Origin of the sequence: Thalassobacillus sp. B23F22_16 (assembly GCF_043496955.1) — a bacterium.
Taxonomy (GTDB): Bacteria; Bacillota; Bacilli; order Bacillales; family Halobacillaceae; genus Thalassobacillus; species Thalassobacillus devorans_A.
In genome coordinates this window covers 20,110-41,698 of sequence record NZ_JBIEKD010000009.1, presented here as the reverse complement: position 1 = coordinate 41,698, position 21,589 = coordinate 20,110, and the positions used below count along the sequence as shown (strand labels likewise).

Annotated in this window: 18 protein-coding genes and 1 riboswitch; of the genes, 6 read left to right on the top strand and 12 right to left on the bottom strand. The window is 43.3% G+C overall.

The window, feature by feature from the left end; genetic code table 11:
* Positions 1 to 9: 9 nt before the first annotated feature.
* Positions 10 to 318: a phasin family protein gene (locus tag ACGTNI_RS08935; RefSeq protein WP_394461714.1), complete on the bottom strand. Its 309-nt coding sequence runs from the start codon at positions 316 to 318 to the stop codon at positions 10 to 12.
* The gene (locus tag ACGTNI_RS08930) at positions 318 to 1,979 is read right to left on the bottom strand and encodes an ABC1 kinase family protein (protein WP_394461712.1); all 1,662 of its coding nucleotides are present in this window, start codon (positions 1,977 to 1,979) and stop codon (positions 318 to 320) included. The genes ACGTNI_RS08935 and ACGTNI_RS08930 overlap by 1 nt, the downstream gene beginning before the upstream one ends.
* A gap of 313 nt (positions 1,980 to 2,292) precedes the next feature.
* Between ACGTNI_RS08930 and ACGTNI_RS08925 the strand changes: the two genes are divergently transcribed.
* On the top strand, positions 2,293 to 4,407 hold the full coding sequence (locus ACGTNI_RS08925; RefSeq protein ID WP_394461710.1) for a peptidase M6: 2,115 nt from the start codon (positions 2,293 to 2,295) through the stop codon (positions 4,405 to 4,407).
* Between the two features lie 93 nt (positions 4,408 to 4,500).
* Entirely contained in the window at positions 4,501 to 5,379 is an 879-nt protein-coding gene (locus ACGTNI_RS08920) for a GNAT family N-acetyltransferase (RefSeq protein ID WP_394461708.1), read from the top strand.
* Between the two features lie 85 nt (positions 5,380 to 5,464).
* On the opposite strand, the gene ACGTNI_RS08915 is transcribed toward ACGTNI_RS08920, so the two are convergent.
* Positions 5,465 to 7,759 (bottom strand): glycoside hydrolase family 65 protein, encoded by a 2,295-nt coding sequence (locus ACGTNI_RS08915; RefSeq protein WP_394461706.1) that lies wholly within the window; start codon positions 7,757 to 7,759, stop codon positions 5,465 to 5,467.
* A gap of 188 nt (positions 7,760 to 7,947) precedes the next feature.
* Between ACGTNI_RS08915 and ACGTNI_RS08910 the strand changes: the two genes are divergently transcribed.
* Both ACGTNI_RS08910 and ACGTNI_RS08905 read left to right on the top strand, forming a co-directional pair.
* On the top strand, positions 7,948 to 8,697 hold the full coding sequence (locus ACGTNI_RS08910; RefSeq protein ID WP_394461704.1) for a helix-turn-helix transcriptional regulator: 750 nt from the start codon (positions 7,948 to 7,950) through the stop codon (positions 8,695 to 8,697).
* 38 nt (positions 8,698 to 8,735) lie between these two features.
* Positions 8,736 to 9,605 (top strand): fructosamine kinase family protein, encoded by an 870-nt coding sequence (locus ACGTNI_RS08905; RefSeq protein WP_394461702.1) that lies wholly within the window; start codon positions 8,736 to 8,738, stop codon positions 9,603 to 9,605.
* 4 nt (positions 9,606 to 9,609) lie between these two features.
* Here the strand turns inward: ACGTNI_RS08905 and ACGTNI_RS08900 are convergent, their stop codons facing one another.
* Positions 9,610 to 10,581: a YbgA family protein gene (locus ACGTNI_RS08900; RefSeq protein ID WP_394461700.1), complete on the bottom strand. Its 972-nt coding sequence runs from the start codon at positions 10,579 to 10,581 to the stop codon at positions 9,610 to 9,612.
* 133 nt (positions 10,582 to 10,714) lie between these two features.
* Here ACGTNI_RS08900 and ACGTNI_RS08895 point away from each other — a divergent pair, with 133 nt between their 5' ends.
* Positions 10,715 to 12,064, top strand: coding sequence for a YjiH family protein (locus ACGTNI_RS08895; protein WP_394461698.1), 1,350 nt, complete (start codon positions 10,715 to 10,717; stop codon positions 12,062 to 12,064).
* A gap of 65 nt (positions 12,065 to 12,129) precedes the next feature.
* Here the strand turns inward: ACGTNI_RS08895 and ACGTNI_RS08890 are convergent, their stop codons facing one another.
* The 8 genes from ACGTNI_RS08890 to ribD all read right to left on the bottom strand — a co-directional run bounded on the left by ACGTNI_RS08890 (position 12,130) and on the right by ribD (position 20,773).
* Positions 12,130 to 12,795 carry a type 1 glutamine amidotransferase domain-containing protein gene (locus tag ACGTNI_RS08890; protein WP_085506329.1) on the bottom strand — a complete coding sequence of 222 codons (666 nt, stop codon included), beginning with the start codon at positions 12,793 to 12,795 and terminating at the stop codon, positions 12,130 to 12,132.
* A gap of 131 nt (positions 12,796 to 12,926) precedes the next feature.
* Positions 12,927 to 13,916 carry an acyltransferase family protein gene (locus ACGTNI_RS08885; RefSeq protein WP_394461696.1) on the bottom strand — a complete coding sequence of 330 codons (990 nt, stop codon included), beginning with the start codon at positions 13,914 to 13,916 and terminating at the stop codon, positions 12,927 to 12,929.
* 220 nt (positions 13,917 to 14,136) lie between these two features.
* The gene (locus tag ACGTNI_RS08880) at positions 14,137 to 15,378 is read right to left on the bottom strand and encodes an aminopeptidase (RefSeq protein ID WP_394461694.1); all 1,242 of its coding nucleotides are present in this window, start codon (positions 15,376 to 15,378) and stop codon (positions 14,137 to 14,139) included.
* 358 nt (positions 15,379 to 15,736) lie between these two features.
* Positions 15,737 to 17,131 carry an L-cystine transporter gene (locus ACGTNI_RS08875; protein WP_394461692.1) on the bottom strand — a complete coding sequence of 465 codons (1,395 nt, stop codon included), beginning with the start codon at positions 17,129 to 17,131 and terminating at the stop codon, positions 15,737 to 15,739.
* A 184-nt stretch (positions 17,132 to 17,315) separates the two neighbouring features.
* Positions 17,316 to 17,786, bottom strand: a complete 471-nt coding sequence (gene ribH, locus ACGTNI_RS08870; protein ID WP_394461690.1) for a 6,7-dimethyl-8-ribityllumazine synthase — start codon at positions 17,784 to 17,786, stop codon at positions 17,316 to 17,318.
* A gap of 21 nt (positions 17,787 to 17,807) precedes the next feature.
* Positions 17,808 to 19,001, bottom strand: coding sequence for a bifunctional 3,4-dihydroxy-2-butanone-4-phosphate synthase/GTP cyclohydrolase II (locus tag ACGTNI_RS08865; protein WP_394461688.1), 1,194 nt, complete (start codon positions 18,999 to 19,001; stop codon positions 17,808 to 17,810).
* A gap of 14 nt (positions 19,002 to 19,015) precedes the next feature.
* Positions 19,016 to 19,675, bottom strand: a complete 660-nt coding sequence (gene ribE / locus ACGTNI_RS08860) for a riboflavin synthase (protein WP_394461686.1) — start codon at positions 19,673 to 19,675, stop codon at positions 19,016 to 19,018.
* Entirely contained in the window at positions 19,676 to 20,773 is a 1,098-nt protein-coding gene (gene ribD / locus ACGTNI_RS08855; RefSeq protein ID WP_394461852.1) for a bifunctional diaminohydroxyphosphoribosylaminopyrimidine deaminase/5-amino-6-(5-phosphoribosylamino)uracil reductase RibD, read from the bottom strand.
* 141 nt (positions 20,774 to 20,914) lie between these two features.
* A riboswitch (FMN riboswitch) is annotated at positions 20,915 to 21,093 on the bottom strand.
* A gap of 151 nt (positions 21,094 to 21,244) precedes the next feature.
* On the opposite strand from ribD, the gene ACGTNI_RS08850 reads away from it, so the two are divergent.
* Entirely contained in the window at positions 21,245 to 21,559 is a 315-nt protein-coding gene (locus ACGTNI_RS08850; protein WP_062442641.1) for a hypothetical protein, read from the top strand.
* Positions 21,560 to 21,589: the final 30 nt, after the last annotated feature.

Sequence of the window (21,589 nt, the reverse complement as noted above, 5' to 3'; positions counted from 1 at the left end):
GGCTTTCTTCTATTGTTGATTATCACTCTGATGAAGCTTCTCTAAACGCTGAACACGGGCTTCTAACAGTTCATATTCATCACGGGTAACAAAACCCATCTCTTTCGCGCGCTGCTGCATTTTTGCCTTTCCCTGCTCGCTCCATTCTGCGTCTTTCTGCATTCCTTTTGCTATGAATTCATCGAACATTTCACGGGCCTGCGATGGACTGATATCCCCGCGCTGTACGAGATCATCCAATAATTTTTCCGCTTTTTCTTTCCCACTAAGAGCAGCTCCAAGCCCTAAATAAAATCCTTTTTTTAATAGATCACTCATCATGAACCCCTCCTGTTAGTATTGATGGCCTGCATCATTTTGACATGTTTCCTTCCAAAAGACAGCAACCCTGCTGCCCCCATCAAACCGATAGCGAACCCTATCCACATCAGCAGCAGATCAGCAGATCGGTACCAATATAAACCAAATACTCCTCCGGCTATCATAGTGAAAAAGGATAAGCTTGTGTAAAATAAATAAAATTGGTGGAACATATGATTTTGCTGCTTTTCAGCAGCCCATTCCCGATCCCTGTCGCCACTCTCCAAGAAGCTTACCAGAGCCCTTGGAAGAGACAACAATGGCCTGGCTGTATCGGCTGCTATATCCTTGTAAAAACCATACTTGGAATCCGCCCCGCTCATCCATTCCCTGATGACCGGCTTTCCCCACGCCATCAAGTCGATTTGCGGATAGACTGCCGTCAATACCCCGATAATAATAGATGTCGCCCTTCCTAAAAAAGCGTAATCCGCCGGCAGCTGGATCGGCTGGTTTTTAACGAATTGCTGGATATCCTCCATAATGTCGTTCATTATGGTGGCGTCAAGCTTTGTAAAATCACCTTCTAAATACATATCAACGGTTTCCCGCAGCATCTTCTTCACACGTTCTGTATCCGCATTGTCTAAAAGAAAATTCATTTTAAATAATGCATCAATGACCTGATCATAATCATCAAGTATGAAGCCTTGAATCATCATACGAAGGTAACTGGCATCCCGCTTCTTTATTTCCCCTACCATACCAAAATCAATCACGACGACTGTGCCATCAGCTTTAAGCATCAGGTTTCCAGAATGAGGATCCGAGTGGAACATACCGGTATATAAAAACTGTTCGACGCACAGATCAAACAATGTCCTTGCCACCTGCTCCCGACTGATACCATTTTCCTTAATGAATGGGATGTCGGTGACCCTGGCACCTTCAATCCACTCCATTACCAGCACGCGTTGGGTCGAAAGATCATTATAATATTCCGGAATATAAACATTCTCCATATCCTTGAACCGCTTTTTGAAGTGGTTGCCGTTTTGGAGTTCCTTCTTAAAATCCAATTCATTGCTCATCACTGTGACAATTTCACGGTACAATGCCTGCAAATCTGCTTTTTTCCCATAGCTTGAGAACCGGCGGAGCATCCAGAAAACAATCCTCAGTGCTTTAAAATCCATCTGGAAAATCTCTTTGACTCGATAACGCTGCACTTTGATAGCAACTGGCGTACCATCTTTTAGCGATGCTTTATAAACCTCGCCAATCGAGGCGGATGCGACAGGTTCTTCCTCCATATCCTCGAGAAATTCTTCCAGATCCCCTCCCCATTCTTCCTCAATTATCTTCTTGGAATAGAAAAAGGGTACCGGTTTGACGCGATCGACCAGCCCTTCCAATTCTTTTATAAATACTTGGGGAAGCAAGTCAGCCCTTGAACTGAGGAACTGGCCAAACTTTATCAGCAGCCCGCCCAATCGGATGGATTTAATTCTATATTCACGTGCTTGTTTTGCCATCATGTCGTCCCATTTACGCTTTGTTTCCTCATCCCAGATCCGGTTGGTCTTCTGGAACCAGAATAATTGCAGCATGAACTTGGCTGACATCCAGACAATAACGAACACCCGATAAAACCCTATGTATTTCATCCGATCCCGCACGGCCTCTCACCCCCCTGCTTTTTCTCTCTACTTATTAGTACCCTATTTCTTATCACTCAATCTTAGAATTAAGCAGACATTTATGAGCTAAATAAAGTAGCATTTCTTTTTTATCGGTGACAAAAATAATTGATTACTTACATAATTTTCTTCTTGTATGGTTCCAAACAGGACTTACGTCTCGACAAAACATGACTTATATACCATTTATGAGATGAAATCCCTCCTAAATTACCATTCACAATTTTCCGAATTTTGCCGATAATTATAAACATATGGAAAATATCCATGAATTTTAGGGGGAGGAATCACATTGAATAAAAAGTTTACAGCTTTGCTGTCGGCTAGTGCGTTAACATTATCGTTGTTCGCACCAGCTGCTGGAGCAGGAGACGTAAGTGCAACAAGCAAGTACAGCAACTTTGACACGGAGCGGTACACCGACCGCATCGACATCGACGGATTGCTAGATAAGCAGTCACAGGATGAAGAATTCCAGAAGGAAGCGAAGCAGAAGATTAAGGAAGAAGCAGAAGGAATCAATTTTAATGAAACCGAGACTTCTGCCTCTGAAGAATCTGATAGCAATTTCACTTTTGATGGGGGAACCAAACAGTTCTTGGACCGCAACCTTGGTTTCAAACCATTCACTCTTCGCAGCGAAGGTGAACACGTGGAAATTTGGGTAGCTAATGATCTAGGTTTCCCTGAAGGAGACCCACGCGACCCACATGTAGTGACACAAGAGCAAGTGGACAAGCTGTCTGCAGAGTTTGATAATAACATTTATCCCGTAAGTACAGAGTTTTTTGGTGTACCAAACACGCATGATGGAAGTAACTCTTTACTAGAAGAGTTGGGCTATGTACCGGAAGGATATTACGACGGTGATGGCGACAAGATCGTTATGCTTGTAGATAACATCGAGGATGACAACTTCACTGATCCAGATTATCCGTTCTTTGTTGCCGGTTTCTACTGGAGCACATTAGAAATGTATATGGACCGCAACATTATAACTATTGATACAAATAACTGGGAAGAACGCCTTGAAAGTACTTTCTTCGGAACCACCATACATGAACTCCAGCACTTGATTCATGACGATAATGATTCTGATGAAACTACATGGCTGAATGAGGGAATGTCTACTTTCTCTGAATACCTCGGTGGTTATGGGATGGATGCTGGTTCGATCAACTTCCTTCTTGATCACCCAGAGAACTCCTTAACTAACTGGGACGAACACCAAGGTGCTGAAACTGGCCCTGAAACAATCGCAGACTACGGCTTGGTACAGTTATTCACTCTTTACAGCTATGAGCAATTCGGACAGGAATTCATCCGTGCACTTGCTAAGAGTGAAGATAACAGTATTGAAAGCTTCAATACTGTATTAAAAGATTTTGGATATAATACAAGCTTTACTGAAGTTTATCAAAACTTCTCTACTGCATTGGCTATTGATGAAGATAAATTCAAAGGCGGTATATATGGATTTGAAAACATCAACCTCCGTGATCTCCCTGTAGGAGATGGAGAAACTCGTGGACAAACAGTAAACTTTGAAAAGGCGAAGGAATATGAAAAAGATGGCGTTCCTGCTTGGGGAACCGACTATAAAGTCTTCGATTTTGATAAAAACCAAAAAATTGATACTATCAATTTTGATGGCATAGACTTCTTCCCTACTAAATGGGAAACCGTTGCTGATCCATTGGGTTCTAATAATCAAGTCTTTTGGGCTAATGAAGGACATGAGATGGATAATAGCATTATTTTCGAAGCTGATCTGACTAATATCGATGAAGCGACACTTCAATTCGATAACTTTATCGATATCGAAGAAGGATGGGACTTTGGAATGGTCCAGGTGACTACGGATAATGGTCAAACTTGGACATCTCTGGAGAACGAAAGCACTAGCTCTGATGTTGTAGAACAAGGCTATCCTAAAATCAAAGCAAACGTTCCTGGCTTTACCGGTCACTATGAAGACTGGCAAGAAGAAACGTTTAACCTTTCTGACTTTGCTGGCGAGAAAGTACACATCGCTTTCCGCTACCTCACAGACTGGGGGTACAATGATTCTGGCTGGTTCGTTGATAATATCGAAATTCCTGAAATCGGACTCAGCTATGATGGTTCTTCGATTAAACCATTTATGTCTATGGATAAACTACAGGAAAACTATGTTGAATATGGTGTAAGCTTCATTAACGAGAAGAAGAATGGCAAACACCGTGTCCTTCATGTTGATCCGTTTAATGTTACTGAAGAAGATGCTCTGCAATTGAGACAATTGTTCAAAAGCGGGAAGACTTACATGACTACTTACTATGCTGCTCCGCAAGACAGCCTGAACCCTGTTCCATTTGATTATAATATAGATTTTAAAGACAATGGTAAGGGTAAAGGTAATAATTAATTGAGACTTTGAAAACCAACCGGAGACACATTCTCTGGTTGGTTTTTTCTTTATTCTATGGCATGCTTAAAGAAAAAAGGCAGGCGAATACCTTTGCATATAAAAGAATTAGAAGTAAAAGATTTACAGAAGGTTTCGGAATGGCTTTATCATATGAATGAGCAGGACAAGCATTTTGTTGCCTGGCTGGCATCGGACCAAAACGAAATCTATGAACAAATCTGGACCTTGACGCAATTCACTGATCCATTAGCTTACGTAGCATGGGAAAACGAGCAGATTATTGGTTTTCTTGGCATCCTGCCGTTTTTCGAACAGAAGCTATGCCGTCTGCTTGGCCCGTTCGCCATCGATCAGGAAGCGGAAGTGATGGAGGGATTATGGGAGAAAGCATCGTTAACGATGGAACTCCATTTCAAGGCTGTAAAAGTAGCCAGCTTCAAAGCGAACAAGCATTTGATCGATTTTTGTGAGCGACACCGCTTCCACCTGTATAACATTGAAAAAACAATGGTGCTCTACCGGGATGACTATCGCTCTGGTGAGTACGAAGCCCGTAATATCGTAGAAGTGACCGATCAGGACGAAGCGGAAATTAGCCGACTTCATCCAGAAGGTGCCTATTACACCACTTCCGAGATGATGACCCTGTCCCGTAAAGAATCGAACAAATTATGGGGCTATCAGAGTGGCGGCGAGCTGAAAGGCTATCTATATTTTGAAACGATCATCCCAGGAATTGAGGGAGAAATCTGTTTCGTAAACGTTGATCAAAGCGAACGCAGTCAGGGGATTGGCTCTGTCTTGATCGATCATGCCCTTCAATACGCATTCCTGGCACTTGATTTAGAAGAAGTGACGATTTCGGTACGAACGAATAATGATGGAGCCGAAAGTCTCTATCGCGAGCTTGGTTTGAAGAAGCTCAAACCATTTATGCTTACGAAAAATTGTTCCAGGAACCGGTTCTGAAAAACCCTTTCCATTAAACACAAAAAGCCGCAGCTACCCTAATCCAGGTTGCTGCGGCTTTTTTTACATGTACAGGCCAACTCGCTTATAACTCTAACTTTCTAGTTTGACCAGGTACGATTTCTATTTTCTCTTCCTTTACAAACAGCTCTACACTGTCTCCTTCAACAACCTCCAATTCTACGCCTTCCCAGGAAACCTGTACTTTTATTGCACTCCCGTGATCATGCAGATGGAAGGCATAACTCTCCCATTGTTCCGGAAGCTGTGGTGACAAATGCAAGCCGTCCTCTTTGATACGCAATCCGGCAAACCCAAAAACAATAGCCATCCAGGTGCCGCCCATATTGGCCATATGAAGACCGTCTTTTGTATTCCCATGGGTATTGTCCAAATCAAGACGGGCTGTTTCTTCAAAATAATGATAGGCTTTCTCGATATTCCCCAGCTTAGCTGCCATCATACTGTACACACAGGAAGACAACGAAGAATCATGAGTCGTAATTGCTTCATAGTAGTCATAGGAATTTCGAATTGTTTCATTATCGCTGTAATCTTCCAATAGAAAATGGGCCAGTACGGTATCTGCCTGTTTGCAAACCTGGTAACGGTATAATGTCAAAGGATGATAGTTCAATAACAGCGGATAATGTTGTTTCGGTGTATTTTCAAAATCCCAGACCGCCTTATTTAAAAAGCTGTCATCCTGCGCATTGATCTGCAGCTTGTCATCATATGGCAGGTACATGGCTTCGGCAGCCTGCCTGAAGTAGTCAGCTTCTTCTTCCTGAAAATCAAGACGGGCAAATATCGTACCGGACTCGTCCTTTTCCCAGTCCTTCATTTTTTCATAGATTCGATAAGCCCACTCCAGATTATATTTCGCCATGGCATTTGTATAATAGTTATTGTTAACAACGCAAGTATACTCGTCAGGACCTGTCACATTATCAATGGCAAAAGTTCCATCGTCACGGAAATGACCCATATCCATCCATAGTCGTGCCGTTTCCAATAGTACCTCCGCCCCGTAATCTTTCAGGAAATCGTCATCTCCGGTGACATGGTAATATTGGATATAGCTATAGGCAATATCAGCGCTGATATGATATTGCGCTGTTCCAGCCGGAAAATAACTGGAGCACTCCCCGCCATTGATTGTTCGCCATGGAAACAACGCCCCTTTTTCATGCCCCATCTCTTTCGCTCGCTCCCTGGCACGGTCAAGGATCGAGTGCCGGTAAATCAGCAGCTGCTTGGCTAATTCTGGAGCGGTCATCAAAAAGACTGGAATCATATAAATTTCGGTGTCCCAGAAATAGTGTCCTTCATAGCCTTCACCACTTAACCCTTTTGCTGAAATGTTACTGAATTTATCACGACCGGCAGATTGTAATAAATGGTACAGGTTAAAGCGAATCCCCTCCTGCAAAGCATCGTCCCCTTGCACCTCAACATCACTATGCTTCCAGAACTGGTGCAGATATTTTTCCTGTGCTTCCTTCAGCTGTTCTGCATCCATTGTGTCCAGTTGACCTTTGACACGCAGTGCTTTTTGGCGTAAATCTCCATTGTGCCGCAGATCATCGACGTAGATGTTCCATTTACTGAACGCCAGGGACTGCCCCTCTTCTGCCTGCATCTCGTAAGTATACACGAGCCTTTGGTCATCTGCCTCTTTTTCAATATCCACCAGTTTTCCATCGAGCCCTTTATGATAACTTAGACAGGCCATTTCCAGTTCCGATCTTTCTGCTTTACTTTTTATAAACGTGTTCGCTTCGAAAGCATCTGCTTCCTGTACATGCAGCAGCTTGGCATGCCCTGCGCCTACACGTGGGTCTGTCGGATCGACATGGTTTTCCACTTCTCCATCCACCGTAGAAACAATGGTGATGACATCACTGAAGTTCAACGGGGTAATTGTTACCTGGATCAAAAACAATTCTCGGTGTACAAACGAGACCACTCGTTCAAAATAGATTTCCACTTCTTTTCCCAGCGGTGATTTCCATGTGACCCTCCGGTCTGTTTTTCCTTGATCAAGATGGAGTTTCCTTGCGTATTCCAGCACCTCTCCTTCCTGAATTGAAAAATGTTCTTTTTCTTTTCCCAGATAAATGTGAATGGTTTGGCTATCAATGACATTCAGCATTTTTTGCTGCGTATCAGGAAAGGCGAATAGTTTTTCCCCATAAGGGATATCAATGACATCATGAAAAGCGTTCAGATACGTCCCGCGTACGGTGGGTACCGCTCGTCCATATGATTCTTCAAAGTTACCTCTAACGCCTATATAGCCATTTCCAAGGAAAAACAAGCTTTCTTCATTATTTAAATCTAATTCTTTCAAAGAATGCCGTTCAATTGTCCAACTCATTTTCTCACTCCTCCTTCTAATTAATCCAATGGAGCTATCCGTCCAATCTTTTTCACAGCTATCATTGTTCCCGTTATACTTAACCAGCAAACACCGCCAAAGGACGGGTTTAAAAATATGTTGAAATCGCTTACAATGGTGATGGAATCATTACATAGCGAGATATTTTATGCTTAGGGGGCATCACGATGTTGACAATTAAGCAAACGATGATCGACCAGTTTATGAGCATTCGCACAGCTAATACGAACCAGTACGCCCACCCACCCTACTTGATGGAACAACAATTGTTAGAGGCTATCACAAACAAAGATAGAGAACGGGCGATTCTGCTTTTGAAAAACATCAACCAATCGGATCGCATTACCCAGTCTAAGCAGCACTTGCGATCATGGAAAAATTCGGTGATAAGCTCGTGTACTCTCTTTACAAGAGCGGTCATCAAGGGGGGAGTCGATCCGGATACAGCCTTCCGCTTGAACGATGCTTATCTCAATAAAATAGAAGCCATCAGGGCTCCTCGGGATATTTCTGAACTCGAGCATAGGATGCTGGAAGATTTTATATATACCGTCGAACAAGCAGATAATCTCCCCTACAGCCCGGTTATCAACAAAGCCATCGCTTATATTCACGATCATATATTATCCGACTTAACGTTAGAGGAGATTTCCAGAGAATGTTATGTAAGCCCAAGCTATTTGTCCCACCTGTTCAAAAGAGAAGTCGGCGTTTCGATTGTCCAATTCATCAACGAAAAAAGAATCGATGAATCCAAATATTTCTTACTTCATACTTCTACATCCATTTCAGATATCGCCAAGCTGTTTCAGTTTTGCAATCAAAGCTACTATACCTCTGTGTTCAAAAAGTATGTCAAGCAAACCCCCAGGCAATACCGCGAAGATCTGGCAACACCCATACAAGAGGAGTGCTGAACAACAATTCAGGGTATGAGTTTTGGTGGAGGGATAATATGAGAGAATTAATACAAGCCGCATTGGCTAAAGCTGGAGACAACCAGGAGATCAACACATTTAAGAAAATCTCTGGAGGAGATATCAACGAAGCTTTTCAAGTGACTACTTCAGAAAACAGCTATTTTATTAAAGCCAATCAGCAAGTACCTCGCCACTTTTTTCAAATGGAAGCAAAGGGACTGGAGCTTATCCGCGCAACTGAAACCATCCCCACCCCGACCGTCTACCATTATGACCTTCCAGAAAATGGAGGGCCTGGGGTGATGGTGATGGAGTGGATACATGGTACTCGAAAAGATGATACAGGTGAACGGTTAGGGAGACAGCTGGCGGCCATGCACCAATCCCAACATGACTATTATGGATTGGATGGTGACACATTTGTCGGGACGCTTACTCAGCCAAATGGCTGGTATGAAGACTGGCCAAGTTATTATCGTGAGCAAAGACTGCTTCCCCAGATGAAATTAGCAGACAGTCAAAGCCTGCTCCATGATGGACGCAGAAAAAGGCTAGAACAACTGATCACAAAGCTGGACGAATGGCTTCCAAAGCAACCTGGTGCCTCACTGCTCCATGGGGACCTTTGGGGCGGAAATTGGATGGCAGGTCCCGGTGGGCAGCCATATCTGATTGATCCTTCTGTGTTGTATGGAGACCGGTCATTCGAGCTGGCCTTCACCGAACTGTTCGGTGGGTTTCCTGAAGACTTTTATAATGCCTACAACGAAGGCTATCCACTGCCGGACAGCTATGTTGATCGGAAAGAAATTTATCAGTTATTCTACTTGTTAGTACACTTGAACTTATTTGGAGAAAGTTACGGGCCGTCCGTAGATCGTGTCCTGCAGCATTACATTGGCTGACGATTTACGTGTAAGCCCTTCCCTTGCCGGAGTCTGATATTTCTACCAGTTCGAGCGGGTATGGTTCGAAATACGTCTGCCGCTTCAGATATTTTTGATCAAATCGGATGGTCCAGGCCTTCAAAATAGCCAGCACCGTGCTGAGCGGGACTTTTTCTTCTTCATACTGACGCAGTTCGTCGAGGAAGTAACGTTTCTCATCGCCGCTCAATTCTTTTTTAAAGTAGCCGAAAATATGCTGACACACATTGACGTGTGATTGCGGGGCTGCAGGATTCGCCATCAGCTCCATCAATTTCTGTTCGTACTTATTATAAACGGTGGGGACCGGTAGTGAATCATGGTTGGCTGTCAGCTGTCCCATCTCCTTTAAAATTTTAGGCTGATAGGCCATGAATAAATACTTATTATTGGAATGAAAATCGATGAGCCTGCTTAATTGACCGGAATTTTTTTGTTCGCGGAAGGAAGCAATCGTAAACAGTTTAGTCAAAAAATGCTCTCTTAGTGTGAAGTTCTTCAACCTTCCTTCCTCTTCAATCGCTAATCCGCCAAAGGTATCAAGCACCTCTTTGGCGAATAACCCATCGGTTTTCTTTATGACCTGAGCATTATCACTCTGGTTATATACTTTAACGTCCGCAATTCCGCAAGTTGGGGACCGGCCTTTTAAAAGAAACCCATCAACATCAGATAAACTGTCCAGATAGCCTCTGGTGAAACGGACCATTGTTTCCGTAAGGTCTTTCTCCGTCGCAGGCTGGACAAGCCGTGGTCCATTCTCTGCATCAACAAGACGAATGACATCACGAGGAATACCAAGCCCAATTTCAACTTCCGGACATACCGGCATAAATTCAACAAATTCATCCAGTCGCTGTACTACCTTGTCCGGGATTGCTTCCCCATTGTACCGGACAGGACCAAACTCTAAACATTTGCTCACTACGACTATTGGGGTAGGAAAGTAACGCATTTTTGCATATCCTCCTCAGAAACTATGATGCTCGTTTTATCGCTTCTAAATTTTTCTATTGGCAATTCATATATTTTGTATTAAAATAAATCGTGCTGTATTTTTATGAATAATCTTATAGGAGTGTACAATCATGAAAAACTATCGCGCTGTCGATCACTTGAAATTTATTATTCCATCCTTAATCGGTATCATCCTGTTTATGGTGCCTTTTTATGATAAAAACCAAGAAGTTGTCACCATTCCAATCGCTATTTTATCCGGGTGGCTGGAAACCGCACTTGCGGATCATCTCTCCTTCATTATGATGATTATTATTTCCATCACTGCAATCGGTTCGATTGTCATAAGGCTGACAGGTCCGTCGTTGCTCGACCAATTCCCTTTTTTCCAATCTTTATTCTATGTGTCTCCTGTTTGGCTGATTACAAGGATTCTGGGAATGGTTTTTGCCATCATGGTTTATTATCAAATCGGACCGGAGGCGATCATCTCAGAAAATACAGGTGGATTACTCCTGGACTCACTGCTTCATGTCCTGTTTGCTGTATTTTTGTTCGCCGGTTTATTCCTGCCTTTATTACTTAACTATGGACTATTAGAGCTTGTCGGTGTGTTATTGACAAAAGTCATGCGGCCACTTTTCACACTGCCAGGACGCTCATCCATCGATTCCATTGCCTCCTGGCTTGGCGACGGTACGATCGGTGTTCTTTTGACAAGCAAGCAATATGAGGAAGGTTATTATTCCAAACGTGAAGCAGCAGTTATCGGGACAACCTTCTCTGTCGTTTCCATCACGTTCAGTCTGGTGGTTATCAGTGAAGTCGGTTTATCCCATATGTTCGTTCCATTTTATTTAACAGTGGCCTTTGCCGGGTTCGTAGCAGCCCTGATCATGCCAAGGATCCCGCCGCTATCCCGTAAACCTCGGACGTATGTAACCGAAGAAGCAGAAGATATCGAAGAGGAAATTCCTGAAGAACATAGTATGTTCAGCTATGCCTACCAACAGGCAGTGGAACGTGGAAGTAAAGAAACCAGTGTTAAGAAATTCTTTAAACAAGGGGCCCAGAACATCCTCGATATGTGGATGGGGGTAGCACCGATTGTAATGGCGCTTGGGACGATCGCACTCGTCATTGCTGAATTCACTCCATTTTTCACATGGCTCGGCTACCCGTTCATTCCATTGTTGGAATTAATGCAGGTACCATATGCAGCGGAAGCATCCGAAACGATTCTCGTCGGTTTTGCTGACATGTTCCTGCCTGCAATCATTGGTGCCTCCATTGAAAGTGAAATGACACGATTCATCATCGCTACTTTGTCGGTCACCCAGTTGATTTATATGTCTGAGGTCGGTGGCTTGTTGCTCGGTTCCAAAATACCAGTGAATATGAAGGATCTATTCATCATCTTCCTTCTACGTACTCTGATCACGCTGCCGATCATCGTCCTTGCCGCTCACCTGATATTTTGATTGATAAAACACACCCCGGAGCCCTCCAAAATCTGGAGGCTCCGGGGTGTTCAATTTATTCCGGTTTATTTATTCATTTCATCAACGAAGGCCCGACCAGCGCTTAGGCTGGATTGTGGGTTTTGTCCAGTGATGAAATTTCCATCTACTCGAATATGGTCTTCCCAATTTTCCTTCGTTACAAACTCTGCACCTTCTTCACGGAGTTTGCTTTCCAGCATGAATGGCATTAATCCATCAAGTCCTGTATCACGTTCTTCCGCGTCCGTAAATCCTGTGATTGTTTTTCCTTTCACAATAGAATCTCCATTGCTGTCTTTCACACCGACAAAGCCAGCTGGCCCGTGGCATACCGCACCGATCAGCTTACTGTTATCGGCAAAATGCCTGAGCACGGACTGTAATGTTTCATTCTCAGGGAAATCGAACATGGTACCATGTCCACCCGGAAGAAAAACGCCATCGTAATTCTCAGGTGTAATATCATCCAGCTTCACGGTGCTGTTCAGGGGATCCATTACGCTGTCATCCCACTCATCCGGCAGCTCGTTGGAGTAGCTGTTCGGGTCAATATGAATCTTCCCTCCCTTAGGGCTTGCAGTTGTTACATCATATCCCGCTTGCGTAAATTCCATATAAGGCTCAACAAACTCAGAAAGCCAAAGACCTGTTTCATGTTCTTCATCAATTTTTTGGGTACTTGTTACAATCATTAATACTTTCTTAGCCATGGCGTCGCCATCTCCTCCTTTATAATTGAAACTTTCTCTACTTACTATTTCACATTTCCTGTTATTTCAAACAAATGAAAAACCGTACCTGCCCGGACGGATACCGGAAGATACGGTTTAATGTTTTTCTTTTATGAGGTTTGCTGTCTTTTACTCAGGAATGCAAACTTACCTTCGATAAATGGCTGCGCAAGTGTCAATGCAGGTTTGCTGGATAATAACAACACAATCAGCATGGATAACACGGCTAAACCGAAAACATCCAGAATACCGTCGACCTTGAAAGCGTCAATTTGCCGGAAATATTGGATAAAAAATCCATGGAGCAAATAGACATACAACGTGCGTTGACCTAAGCTGGTCCACCGTATTTCTCGCCCTGGCATCCAGGCGATTACACTAACAATCATCAGACCAGCAAGCATATAGATGCCTAAGCGAATTAAACCGCCCCAATTTTCCATATTCAATACCGCATAAGATTTAGAACCTAACAGCCAGCCTGAGTTGATTTCAGGCAATGTTATTAACAGTCCTGCCACTACTGCCATGACTGCTAATGAGACGATTCTTACAGGAACGGTCCGCCATTGGGCGATATTTTGTTTCGACAGCCAGTAGCCCGCCAGGAAAAATGGGAAAAACACGAATGTCCGTGACAAACTGTAAGCGTGGCCAATGGTATCAAAGTACCCGACCAACACCCCAATGCTTACGGTTATAGCCATCCCGGCAAGCGGCGGTATTCTGCTGAATAACTGTAAAAGAAGATGCCAGCAGAACATACTCACTAAGAACCATAGTGACCAATGGGGATAAAAAAGCCCCGTTGCCCAGCTTTCTTTTCCTATAAAAAAGAAATAACCGGTATAAATGGTCTGGAAGATTAAATATGGGAAAAGCAGCTTTTTAGCTAATTTAGCTATATAGCCTTTATTGCCTGCACCTTTTGCAAAGAATCCTGCCAACAGGATGAAAGCCGGCATGTGAAATGTGTAAATCCACATATACAGGGTATACATCGGTTTGGATCCATCCGTAAACGGCTGAATCATGTGACCGAATACCACAAGAAATATCAAAATGAATTTGGCATTATCAAACAATGCATCGCGCTTCATACGCCTCAGTCCTTTTTTGCTTCATAAGTGTTCGCTTTCCTATTCACCGTTTCGCTTATTTCTAAACGGCTATTCTTCACTATTTTATAAGAAAAGAACAATGGGTAGTGCATTTTGAGTAAGATGTTATGAGATTTTAAGCAGGTTGACAAACTATGTAAATAACCTGTAACAGAAAGAAAAGCAGCTGATGCTCTACCAGCTGCTTTCGTCATTCTTATTATTCGAAGTCAATTGCCCAGGAGCCGTCGATGAACAGGGGCTCCGTATGTCCATTCTCTGTTTCCCCCTGAATTTGCAGATCTGCTGATCCCATCATGAAGTCCACATGGATGAGGCTGTCATTGACCCCATGCTTGTCCATTTGTTCCTTGCTCATATCGGATCCGCCTTCGATATTGGTCGGATATGCCTTCCCAAGTGCCAGGTGGCAGGAAGCATTTTCGTCATACAACGTATTGAAAAAGATATGACCGGACTGGGATATTGGTGATTCATGCGGAACTAAAGCGACTTCACCCAATCGTTTAGCGCCTTCGTCGGTGTCGAGCAGGTGCTTCAAGGTATCTTCTCCTGCTTCTGCTGAGTAATCAACCACTTTTCCCTCTTCAAATGTAAGTGTAAAGTTTTCTATTAAGCTTCCACCATAGTTTAATGGTTTCGTGCTGGTCACTTTACCATTTACTCCATACTTATGAGGCATTGTGAATACTTCTTCGGTTGGAATATTAGGGTTGAATTCAACCCCATTGTTCGTCTTTGTGGAACCGCCATGCCAGATATGCCCTTCCGGCAAGTCGATGGTCAAATCGGTTCCGGGCGCTTTGTAATGGAGCTTCCGATATTGCTTTTTATTTAAAAATTCTCTGGCATGGCGCAGGTTTTCATTGTGCTGGTTCCAGGCCTCTAATGGATCCTCTTGATCGACGCGCGAAATTTTGAAGATTTGGTTCCACATCTTGTTGATGGCCATCTTCTCCGGAAGGTTCGGAAATACCTTTTTCGCCCATGCCGTTTGCGGAAAGGCGATAATACTCCATGAAACCTTATCATTCATGACATAATCGCGGTAGTTGCTTAAGGCTTGAGCACTTGCTTTGTTAGCTTCTGCAATTCGTTCGGAATCTACGTCATTCATCAAGTCAGGATCTGGACCATAAATAGTCAACAAGGAGTAACCATCCTGGACCATTGCTTCTAGTCCTTCTGCTTTCCACTTTGGATAATTTTTCAGGACATCTAATGGAGCATTTTTCATCTTCATGTAGGAAACCAGTTCATCATTCCATTCTACATGAACGTTTTTTGCTCCTTTCCCATATGCCTTCGCTACAATCACACGTGCGAGATCGGAGGCTTCTATGGGTGCATTCACGATTAACCCTTGTCCTTTTTGTAAGTTGACTCCCTTGGTAAGAGCTAAGTCTGCATATTTTTCAAGATTTTTCTGGTGGTTTTTCATCTTTTTACCTCCATTAATCCGTTTTTCTTTCTATCTATAATTATTTCATAATTTTAGCTTCTTTCCCAGCAAGAGCCTCAGCAACATTTCCCCCTTAAAACCTCCGTGTTGGTTTTCTGATAAAGTTCCTTTTAATTGAAGACTCAGTTTCGAGAGAAACTGTTTCCGTTATACGGGCTTCTTACCCCATCCGAAGGATTGGAGAAAAAGGAAAGCGAGTAGTTTTCCTGCCAACCCCGACGCTATTATGGTAAAGAACCCTTGTTATCTTGAAATCAAGTCTTCGACTTTTCTGGACTTTTGGTGAATAAAAAAACTCCTGTTGATCAAACGTTTGATCAACAGGAGTTCTGTTCATTTAAACAGCAATATCTTTATCAATGGCTGCTTTGTCATTGAACATTTCGTTATTGAATTTACCAAGAATACGTGAGGTTAATGTACCCGATGTCATGGCTCCATTAACATTCAAAGCGGTTCTTCCCATATCGATCAGTGGCTCTACAGAGATAAGGAGCCCAGCCAGATATACAGGGAGATTCATGGAAGACAAAACAATCAAGGCTGCAAAGGTTGCCCCTCCCCCTACTCCGGCAACACCGAATGAGCTGATTCCAACTAACAAAATCAGTTGGATGAGGAACCCGGGACTGAGTGGATCAATACCTACTGTAGGGGCTATCATGACAGCAAGCATAGCAGGATAAATTCCGGCACAGCCATTTTGACCGATCGTAGCTCCGAATGAAGCCGACATGTTTGCAGTTCCTTCATCCACTCCCAAACTGTTCTTTTGAGCAGAAATGTTTAATGGAATGGTTCCGGCACTCGAACGGGACGTGAAAGCGAAGCCTAATACCGGCAAAACTTTTTTCAAATAAGTCAACGGGTTCAAACCGCTTAATGCTATTAATGACAAATGAAGTAAAAACATGACGAGTAAAGCTACATAGGAAGCCAGCACAAACTTCCCAAGCTCCATTATTCCGGCAACGTTTGTTTGTGCAACAGTGTTGGCCATCAATCCCATGATTCCAAATGGAGTTAAACGAAGAACGAGTGTAACGATTCGCATGACTACGGCATAAATCGCATTGATTCCTTTAATGAAAACCGCTGCCTGTTCCGGGTTCTTATGCCTTACCCCAAGGACCGCTACCCCGACGAAAGCAGAAAATATGACAACCGCAATCGTTGAGGTGGCCCTATCACCCGTCATATCCAGGAATGGGTTGGCAGGAATAAATTGTAGTATCTTTTGCGGAGTACTCATTCCTTCCACATCCGCAAGCCGCTCTTCCATAAAGCTGCCACGTTCCTGTTCCGCCTGGCCTGCTTCAATTTGATCTGCGTTCAAATCGAAGGCAAGGGAACTGCCAATTCCAACAACCGCGGCAACCATGGCTGTTGCTACTAATATACCGATAATCCATCCAGACATTTTTCCTAATTCCGATGATTTTTCAAGATTTATAATCGATTGAATAATGGAAACCATAACAAGCGGAATAACAATCATCATCAATAATCGAACATACCCGCTCCCCAGTATACTGTACCAGTCTGTCGTTTGAGCTACGACATTTGAATCCGCCCCATAAATCACTTGCATAGCGATTCCCAGCAAAATACCGAAGCCTAAACCAGCAAACACTCGCTTGCTGAAAGAAAAATGTTTTTGCTGCATTTTCACGAGAATACCGATAAGGACAAGTAAAACGGCAACATTCAAGCCTACTAACATATGAATCATCCCTTTCTCACCTAAAACTTTATAATCCCTATAAGTTTAATTGGTGTTAAATAAGATACACTCATTTTATGCAGTTGTCAATAAATAGTTTCCTGCTTTATCCTATGAAAATTTGGTCTTGTCCTAGTCTTACTAAAAATAAAAAAAGCCCACGCAGATAAGCGTGAGCCATATGAAGCCATTATTATTGGTCGAACATTTTATTCAAATTAGCCATTTCAATAGCAGCAGATGCTGCCTCCCAGCCTTTGTTTCCGGCTTTTGTACCAGCACGTTCAATCGCCTGCTCAATTGTGTCGGTTGTAATAACACCGAAAATGACTGGAATACCGCTCTTGCTGGCAGCCTGGGAAACACCTTTTGCAGCTTCACTGCAGACATAATCAAAATGAGGCGTTGAGCCACGGATGACCGCGCCTAATGTGATGACTGCATCATATTTCCCGGACTCAGCCATACGGGAAGCAATCATCGGGATTTCGAATGCACCCGGGACCCAGGCAGCCTCTACCTGTTCCAGATCAACTCCGTGTCGCTTCAAGCCATCCAGAGCTCCTTCATAAAGTTTGCTTGTGATGAAATCATTGAAGCGTCCGACGACGATTCCTATTTTCAAGTCTGACCCTACCAGATTACCTTCATATTGTTTTACCATATCCTTTTCCTCCTTCAACCCTTAAAAGTGAAATAGATGACCTAGTTTTGATTTTTTCGTTTGTAAATATTTTTCATTTTCTGTACGGCTTGGCATCTCAATCGGAAGCCGTTCTACTACTTCTAATCCATGTCCGCCTAAACCGGATATTTTTCTTGGATTATTGGTAAGGAGGCGCAACTTTGTAATACCCAAATCCTTTAATATTTGTGCACCAATGCCATAGTCCCGGAGGTCAGGTGCAAAACCCAGCTTCTGGTTGGCTTCTACGGTATCAAGTCCTTGTTCCTGTAATTTATAGGCGTGCATTTTATTCAAAAGACCAATTCCGCGGCCTTCCTGGCGCATATATAGCAGTACTCCGTTGCCATTTTCATCAATTTGACGGAGTGCCGCTTCAAGCTGCGGTCCACAGTCACAACGGTAGGAACCAAAAACATCACCGGTCAAACACTCGGAGTGTACCCTTACCAACGTCGGTTCATCCGGACTTATTTCTCCTTTGACCAATGCCACATGTTCACGAAAATCAACGTCATTGGTATAGCCATAAGCTTTAAAGTCCCCATATTCTGTCGGAAGATTGATTTCTACCTCTCGTTTTACATGATTCTCATAACGGTTACGGTATTTAATCAAGTCAGCAATCGTAATCATGGTGAGATCGAATTCATCTGCCATCTTACGCAAGTCGGGGACCCTGGCCATTGTTCCATCTTCTTTAATGATTTCACAAATTACACCTGCAGGAGCTGCTCCCGATAGCTTAGCCAAATCGACAGCGGCTTCCGTATGACCGGCCCGGCGCATAACGCCTCCGTCTTTTGCCAGCAAAGGGAAAATATGACCTGGTTTATTGAAATCTTCAGGTCGGGATTCCGGATTCAGTAACTGCTTGATGGTTTCAGCGCGTTCTGCAGCTGAGATTCCTGTTGTCGTATTTTTATGATCTATACTGACGGTGAACGCAGTAGCAAGAGAATCCGTGTTTTTCTCCACCATCGGGAATAAATTTAATTTTTCAGCAATCGGCTGACTGACAGGGGCACAAACTAACCCTTTTCCATAGGTTATCATGAAATTGATCATTTCCGGTGTCGCATATTCGGCCAGCCCGATGAGATCCCCTTCATTTTCCCTATCCTCATCATCACATACAATGACTACTTTACCTTGTTTCAAGTCTTCCAGCGCTTGCTCTATCTTATCAAACATCTCGGTCACCTCTCTCAATTTCCTCCAAATCCGTGCTCATCCAGGAATGCCTTCGTCAAGTTTGAAGATTGGCTCTTTTGGCTTTGCTGTCCTGATAGAAAATGTGCCACATACTTACTGATCATGTCACATTCTATGTTCACACTGTCTCCGACACCTTTTGCCCCAAGTACGGTATGTTCCATCGTGTGCGGGATTAATGAAATGGTGATGGTGTCCTCACTTACACCAAACACCGTCAAGCTGGTTCCATCCACTGCAACAGAACCTTTATAAACAAAATATCCAAGTAAATCATCCGATAAGGAAATATCATAATATACCGCATTAGACCGGTTATTTTTGCTTACTATCGTTCCTTTACCATCAATATGACCGGAAACTAAATGGCCACCGAAACGGCCGTCAGCTGCCATCGCCCTCTCTAAATTAACCTTACTGCCTTTTTTCAGTTCATTTAAATTCGTTGCATGATACGTTTCCGGCATCACATCGAAGGAAAGGTTGTTATTTTTGATATCAGTAATCGTCAAACATACCCCGTTAATCGAAATACTGTCGCCCAGTTTGGCGTCTATTACAATAGTATTAGCAGTTATCGTCAGTTCCATCGCTTCTGTTTTTGATGTAATCGCCTGAATTTCACCAATTTCTTCTACAATACCTGTAAACATTTATGTTCTCCCCTTTGGAATGGCTGTCAATTTGATATCTTCGCCCACCATCTCTGTCGATTGAATACGTAAATCCAGGGCCTGCTTTAATTGCTCGAAGCCTTTTCCTTCTACGGGAGTAAGAGCGTTTTTACCACCTAGCAGTTTCGGAGCGATGTAGGTGATTAATTCGTTAATTTCACCTGAGCGTACAAATGCATCGGCTATCGTCCCTCCGCCTTCTACCAGCAGGGAGGTGACCTCTTTCTCCCCTAAATAGCTGAGAACTTCCGCAATTTTAATGGCAGGAGATTTAAGGGAAATTACTTCGACATGATTTTTAGAGCGATATGCTTTCAATTGATGAGGAGAGACTCTGCTGCTTGTAATAATCCAGGTCGGGGCCTCATCATTTTGAAGCAATTGAGAAGAAAGCGGCGTCCTTAAATGGTTATCCAGAATAATACGAATTGGATTCTTACCGTTTCCATCGATTCGGGTAGTCAACTTCGGATCATCGTTGATAACCGTCTGCACGCCGACCAGGATAGCATCACAGCGGCGACGGTAATTATGGCCGTCGTTCCTTGCCACCTCTCCGGTTATCCATTTACTTTCCCCGGAGGAGGTAGCAATTTTTCCATCCAGCGTCATCGCGGTTTTTAAAAATACATACGGTGTGCCCGTTTCAATGTAATGAAAAAAGTCGGTGTTCAGGTGGTCTGCCTGTTCCTTCAATACGCCGGTCACTACTTCAATCCCGGCATTTTCCAACATCTTCACGCCTCTTCCCGCCACTTGGGGATTCGGATCGTTTGATGCGATGACCACCCGCTTCATACCAGCGTCAATGATAGCCTGGGCGCACGGCGGAGTTTTTCCATAATGGCTGCAAGGTTCCAATGTCACATAAATGGTAGCGTCTTTTGCCTTATCTCCAGCCATCTTTAATGCGTTTATCTCCGCATGGGCTTCCCCCGCTTTAATATGGACACCAAGCCCGACTACTTCATTATCTTTAACGACTACCGCTCCTACAGCGGGGTTCGGCGAGGTCTGGCCTACTGTAGGTTTCGCCATATCAATGGCAAGCTTGATATATTGTTCATCTCTCTCCATCATTTCCTCACTCCACATCTTTGCTGCAGAAATTCTACAAAGAAAAACCCTGAAGAAGGCATACTTCTCCAGGGTCTGTAAACGTCTTTATTTTTGAGTATGCTAAAGAAGCCATACTAACAGAATTTATGACCATTTACTTTTTTCCTTCTCCCATCCAGACTGTCACTGTCGGCTTTGGAATTTCACCAAATCAGGGGGAGAACCAGATGCAAAAGCACTTTTTCCATAGCCATTTATGGAGGTACTCCCCGTCGCGGGCTGAAAGCAATACGCTTATAACCGCCGGTTGAGAATTTCACTCGACCCCGAAGGAACTTGATACGTATTCGATTGACTTATACTAAATATAAAGGAAAAAGTCGTATTTAGCAATTCATTAGTTTAATTAAGGCTTTACACATATATTTCCACTATATTTTTCTTTTACACGGCTACACTAAACATAAACATCATGAAGAGGTGCTGAGTATGAAGCATAAAGAAAAACGAAAAGAACAAAAGTATACGGACTTCTCTAACGTAGAAACACAACGCAACTTTCTGGTACCAGAGGACTTTCCAGATGGCCCTTACGGTTCACCAATTCGAAAAGACGAGCCGGTGGAATATAAAAGCACCCCTTGGAAAGAGGGTCAACAATATTATAGTAATTTCGCTTATGAAAATCGCAATTTGCACGAGGATTTGCCCCGGCAATATCCAGGAGCACATCCGACTCATGACGATAAAGAAATGGACAGTGAAGCCCCTTACGACAATGCTTCAAATAAAGGAGATAGTTAAAAAAAGTGCAAAGAGGGATTATTCCTTCTT

Coding starts and splice junctions, on each gene's coding strand:
- ACGTNI_RS08865 (WP_394461688.1), bottom strand. CDS start 19,001: ATGTTTGATAAGATAGAGCAAGCGCTGGAAGACTTGAAACAAGGTAAA.
- ACGTNI_RS08905 (WP_394461702.1), top strand. CDS start 8,736: ATGAGAGAATTAATACAAGCCGCATTGGCTAAAGCTGGAGACAACCAG.
- ACGTNI_RS08880 (WP_394461694.1), bottom strand. CDS start 15,378: ATGAAAAACCACCAGAAAAATCTTGAAAAATATGCAGACTTAGCTCTT.
- ACGTNI_RS08890 (WP_085506329.1), bottom strand. CDS start 12,795: ATGGCTAAGAAAGTATTAATGATTGTAACAAGTACCCAAAAAATTGAT.
- ACGTNI_RS08900 (WP_394461700.1), bottom strand. CDS start 10,581: ATGCGTTACTTTCCTACCCCAATAGTCGTAGTGAGCAAATGTTTAGAG.
- ACGTNI_RS08875 (WP_394461692.1), bottom strand. CDS start 17,131: ATGATTCATATGTTAGTAGGCTTGAATGTTGCCGTTTTACTTGTCCTT.
- ACGTNI_RS08910 (WP_394461704.1), top strand. CDS start 7,948: ATGTTGACAATTAAGCAAACGATGATCGACCAGTTTATGAGCATTCGC.
- ACGTNI_RS08915 (WP_394461706.1), bottom strand. CDS start 7,759: ATGAGTTGGACAATTGAACGGCATTCTTTGAAAGAATTAGATTTAAAT.
- ACGTNI_RS08935 (WP_394461714.1), bottom strand. CDS start 318: ATGAGTGATCTATTAAAAAAAGGATTTTATTTAGGGCTTGGAGCTGCT.
- ribD (WP_394461852.1), bottom strand. CDS start 20,773: ATGGAGAGAGATGAACAATATATCAAGCTTGCCATTGATATGGCGAAA.
- ACGTNI_RS08850 (WP_062442641.1), top strand. CDS start 21,245: ATGAAGCATAAAGAAAAACGAAAAGAACAAAAGTATACGGACTTCTCT.
- ribH (WP_394461690.1), bottom strand. CDS start 17,786: ATGGTAAAACAATATGAAGGTAATCTGGTAGGGTCAGACTTGAAAATA.
- ribE (WP_394461686.1), bottom strand. CDS start 19,675: ATGTTTACAGGTATTGTAGAAGAAATTGGTGAAATTCAGGCGATTACA.
- ACGTNI_RS08885 (WP_394461696.1), bottom strand. CDS start 13,916: ATGAAGCGCGATGCATTGTTTGATAATGCCAAATTCATTTTGATATTT.
- ACGTNI_RS08895 (WP_394461698.1), top strand. CDS start 10,715: ATGAAAAACTATCGCGCTGTCGATCACTTGAAATTTATTATTCCATCC.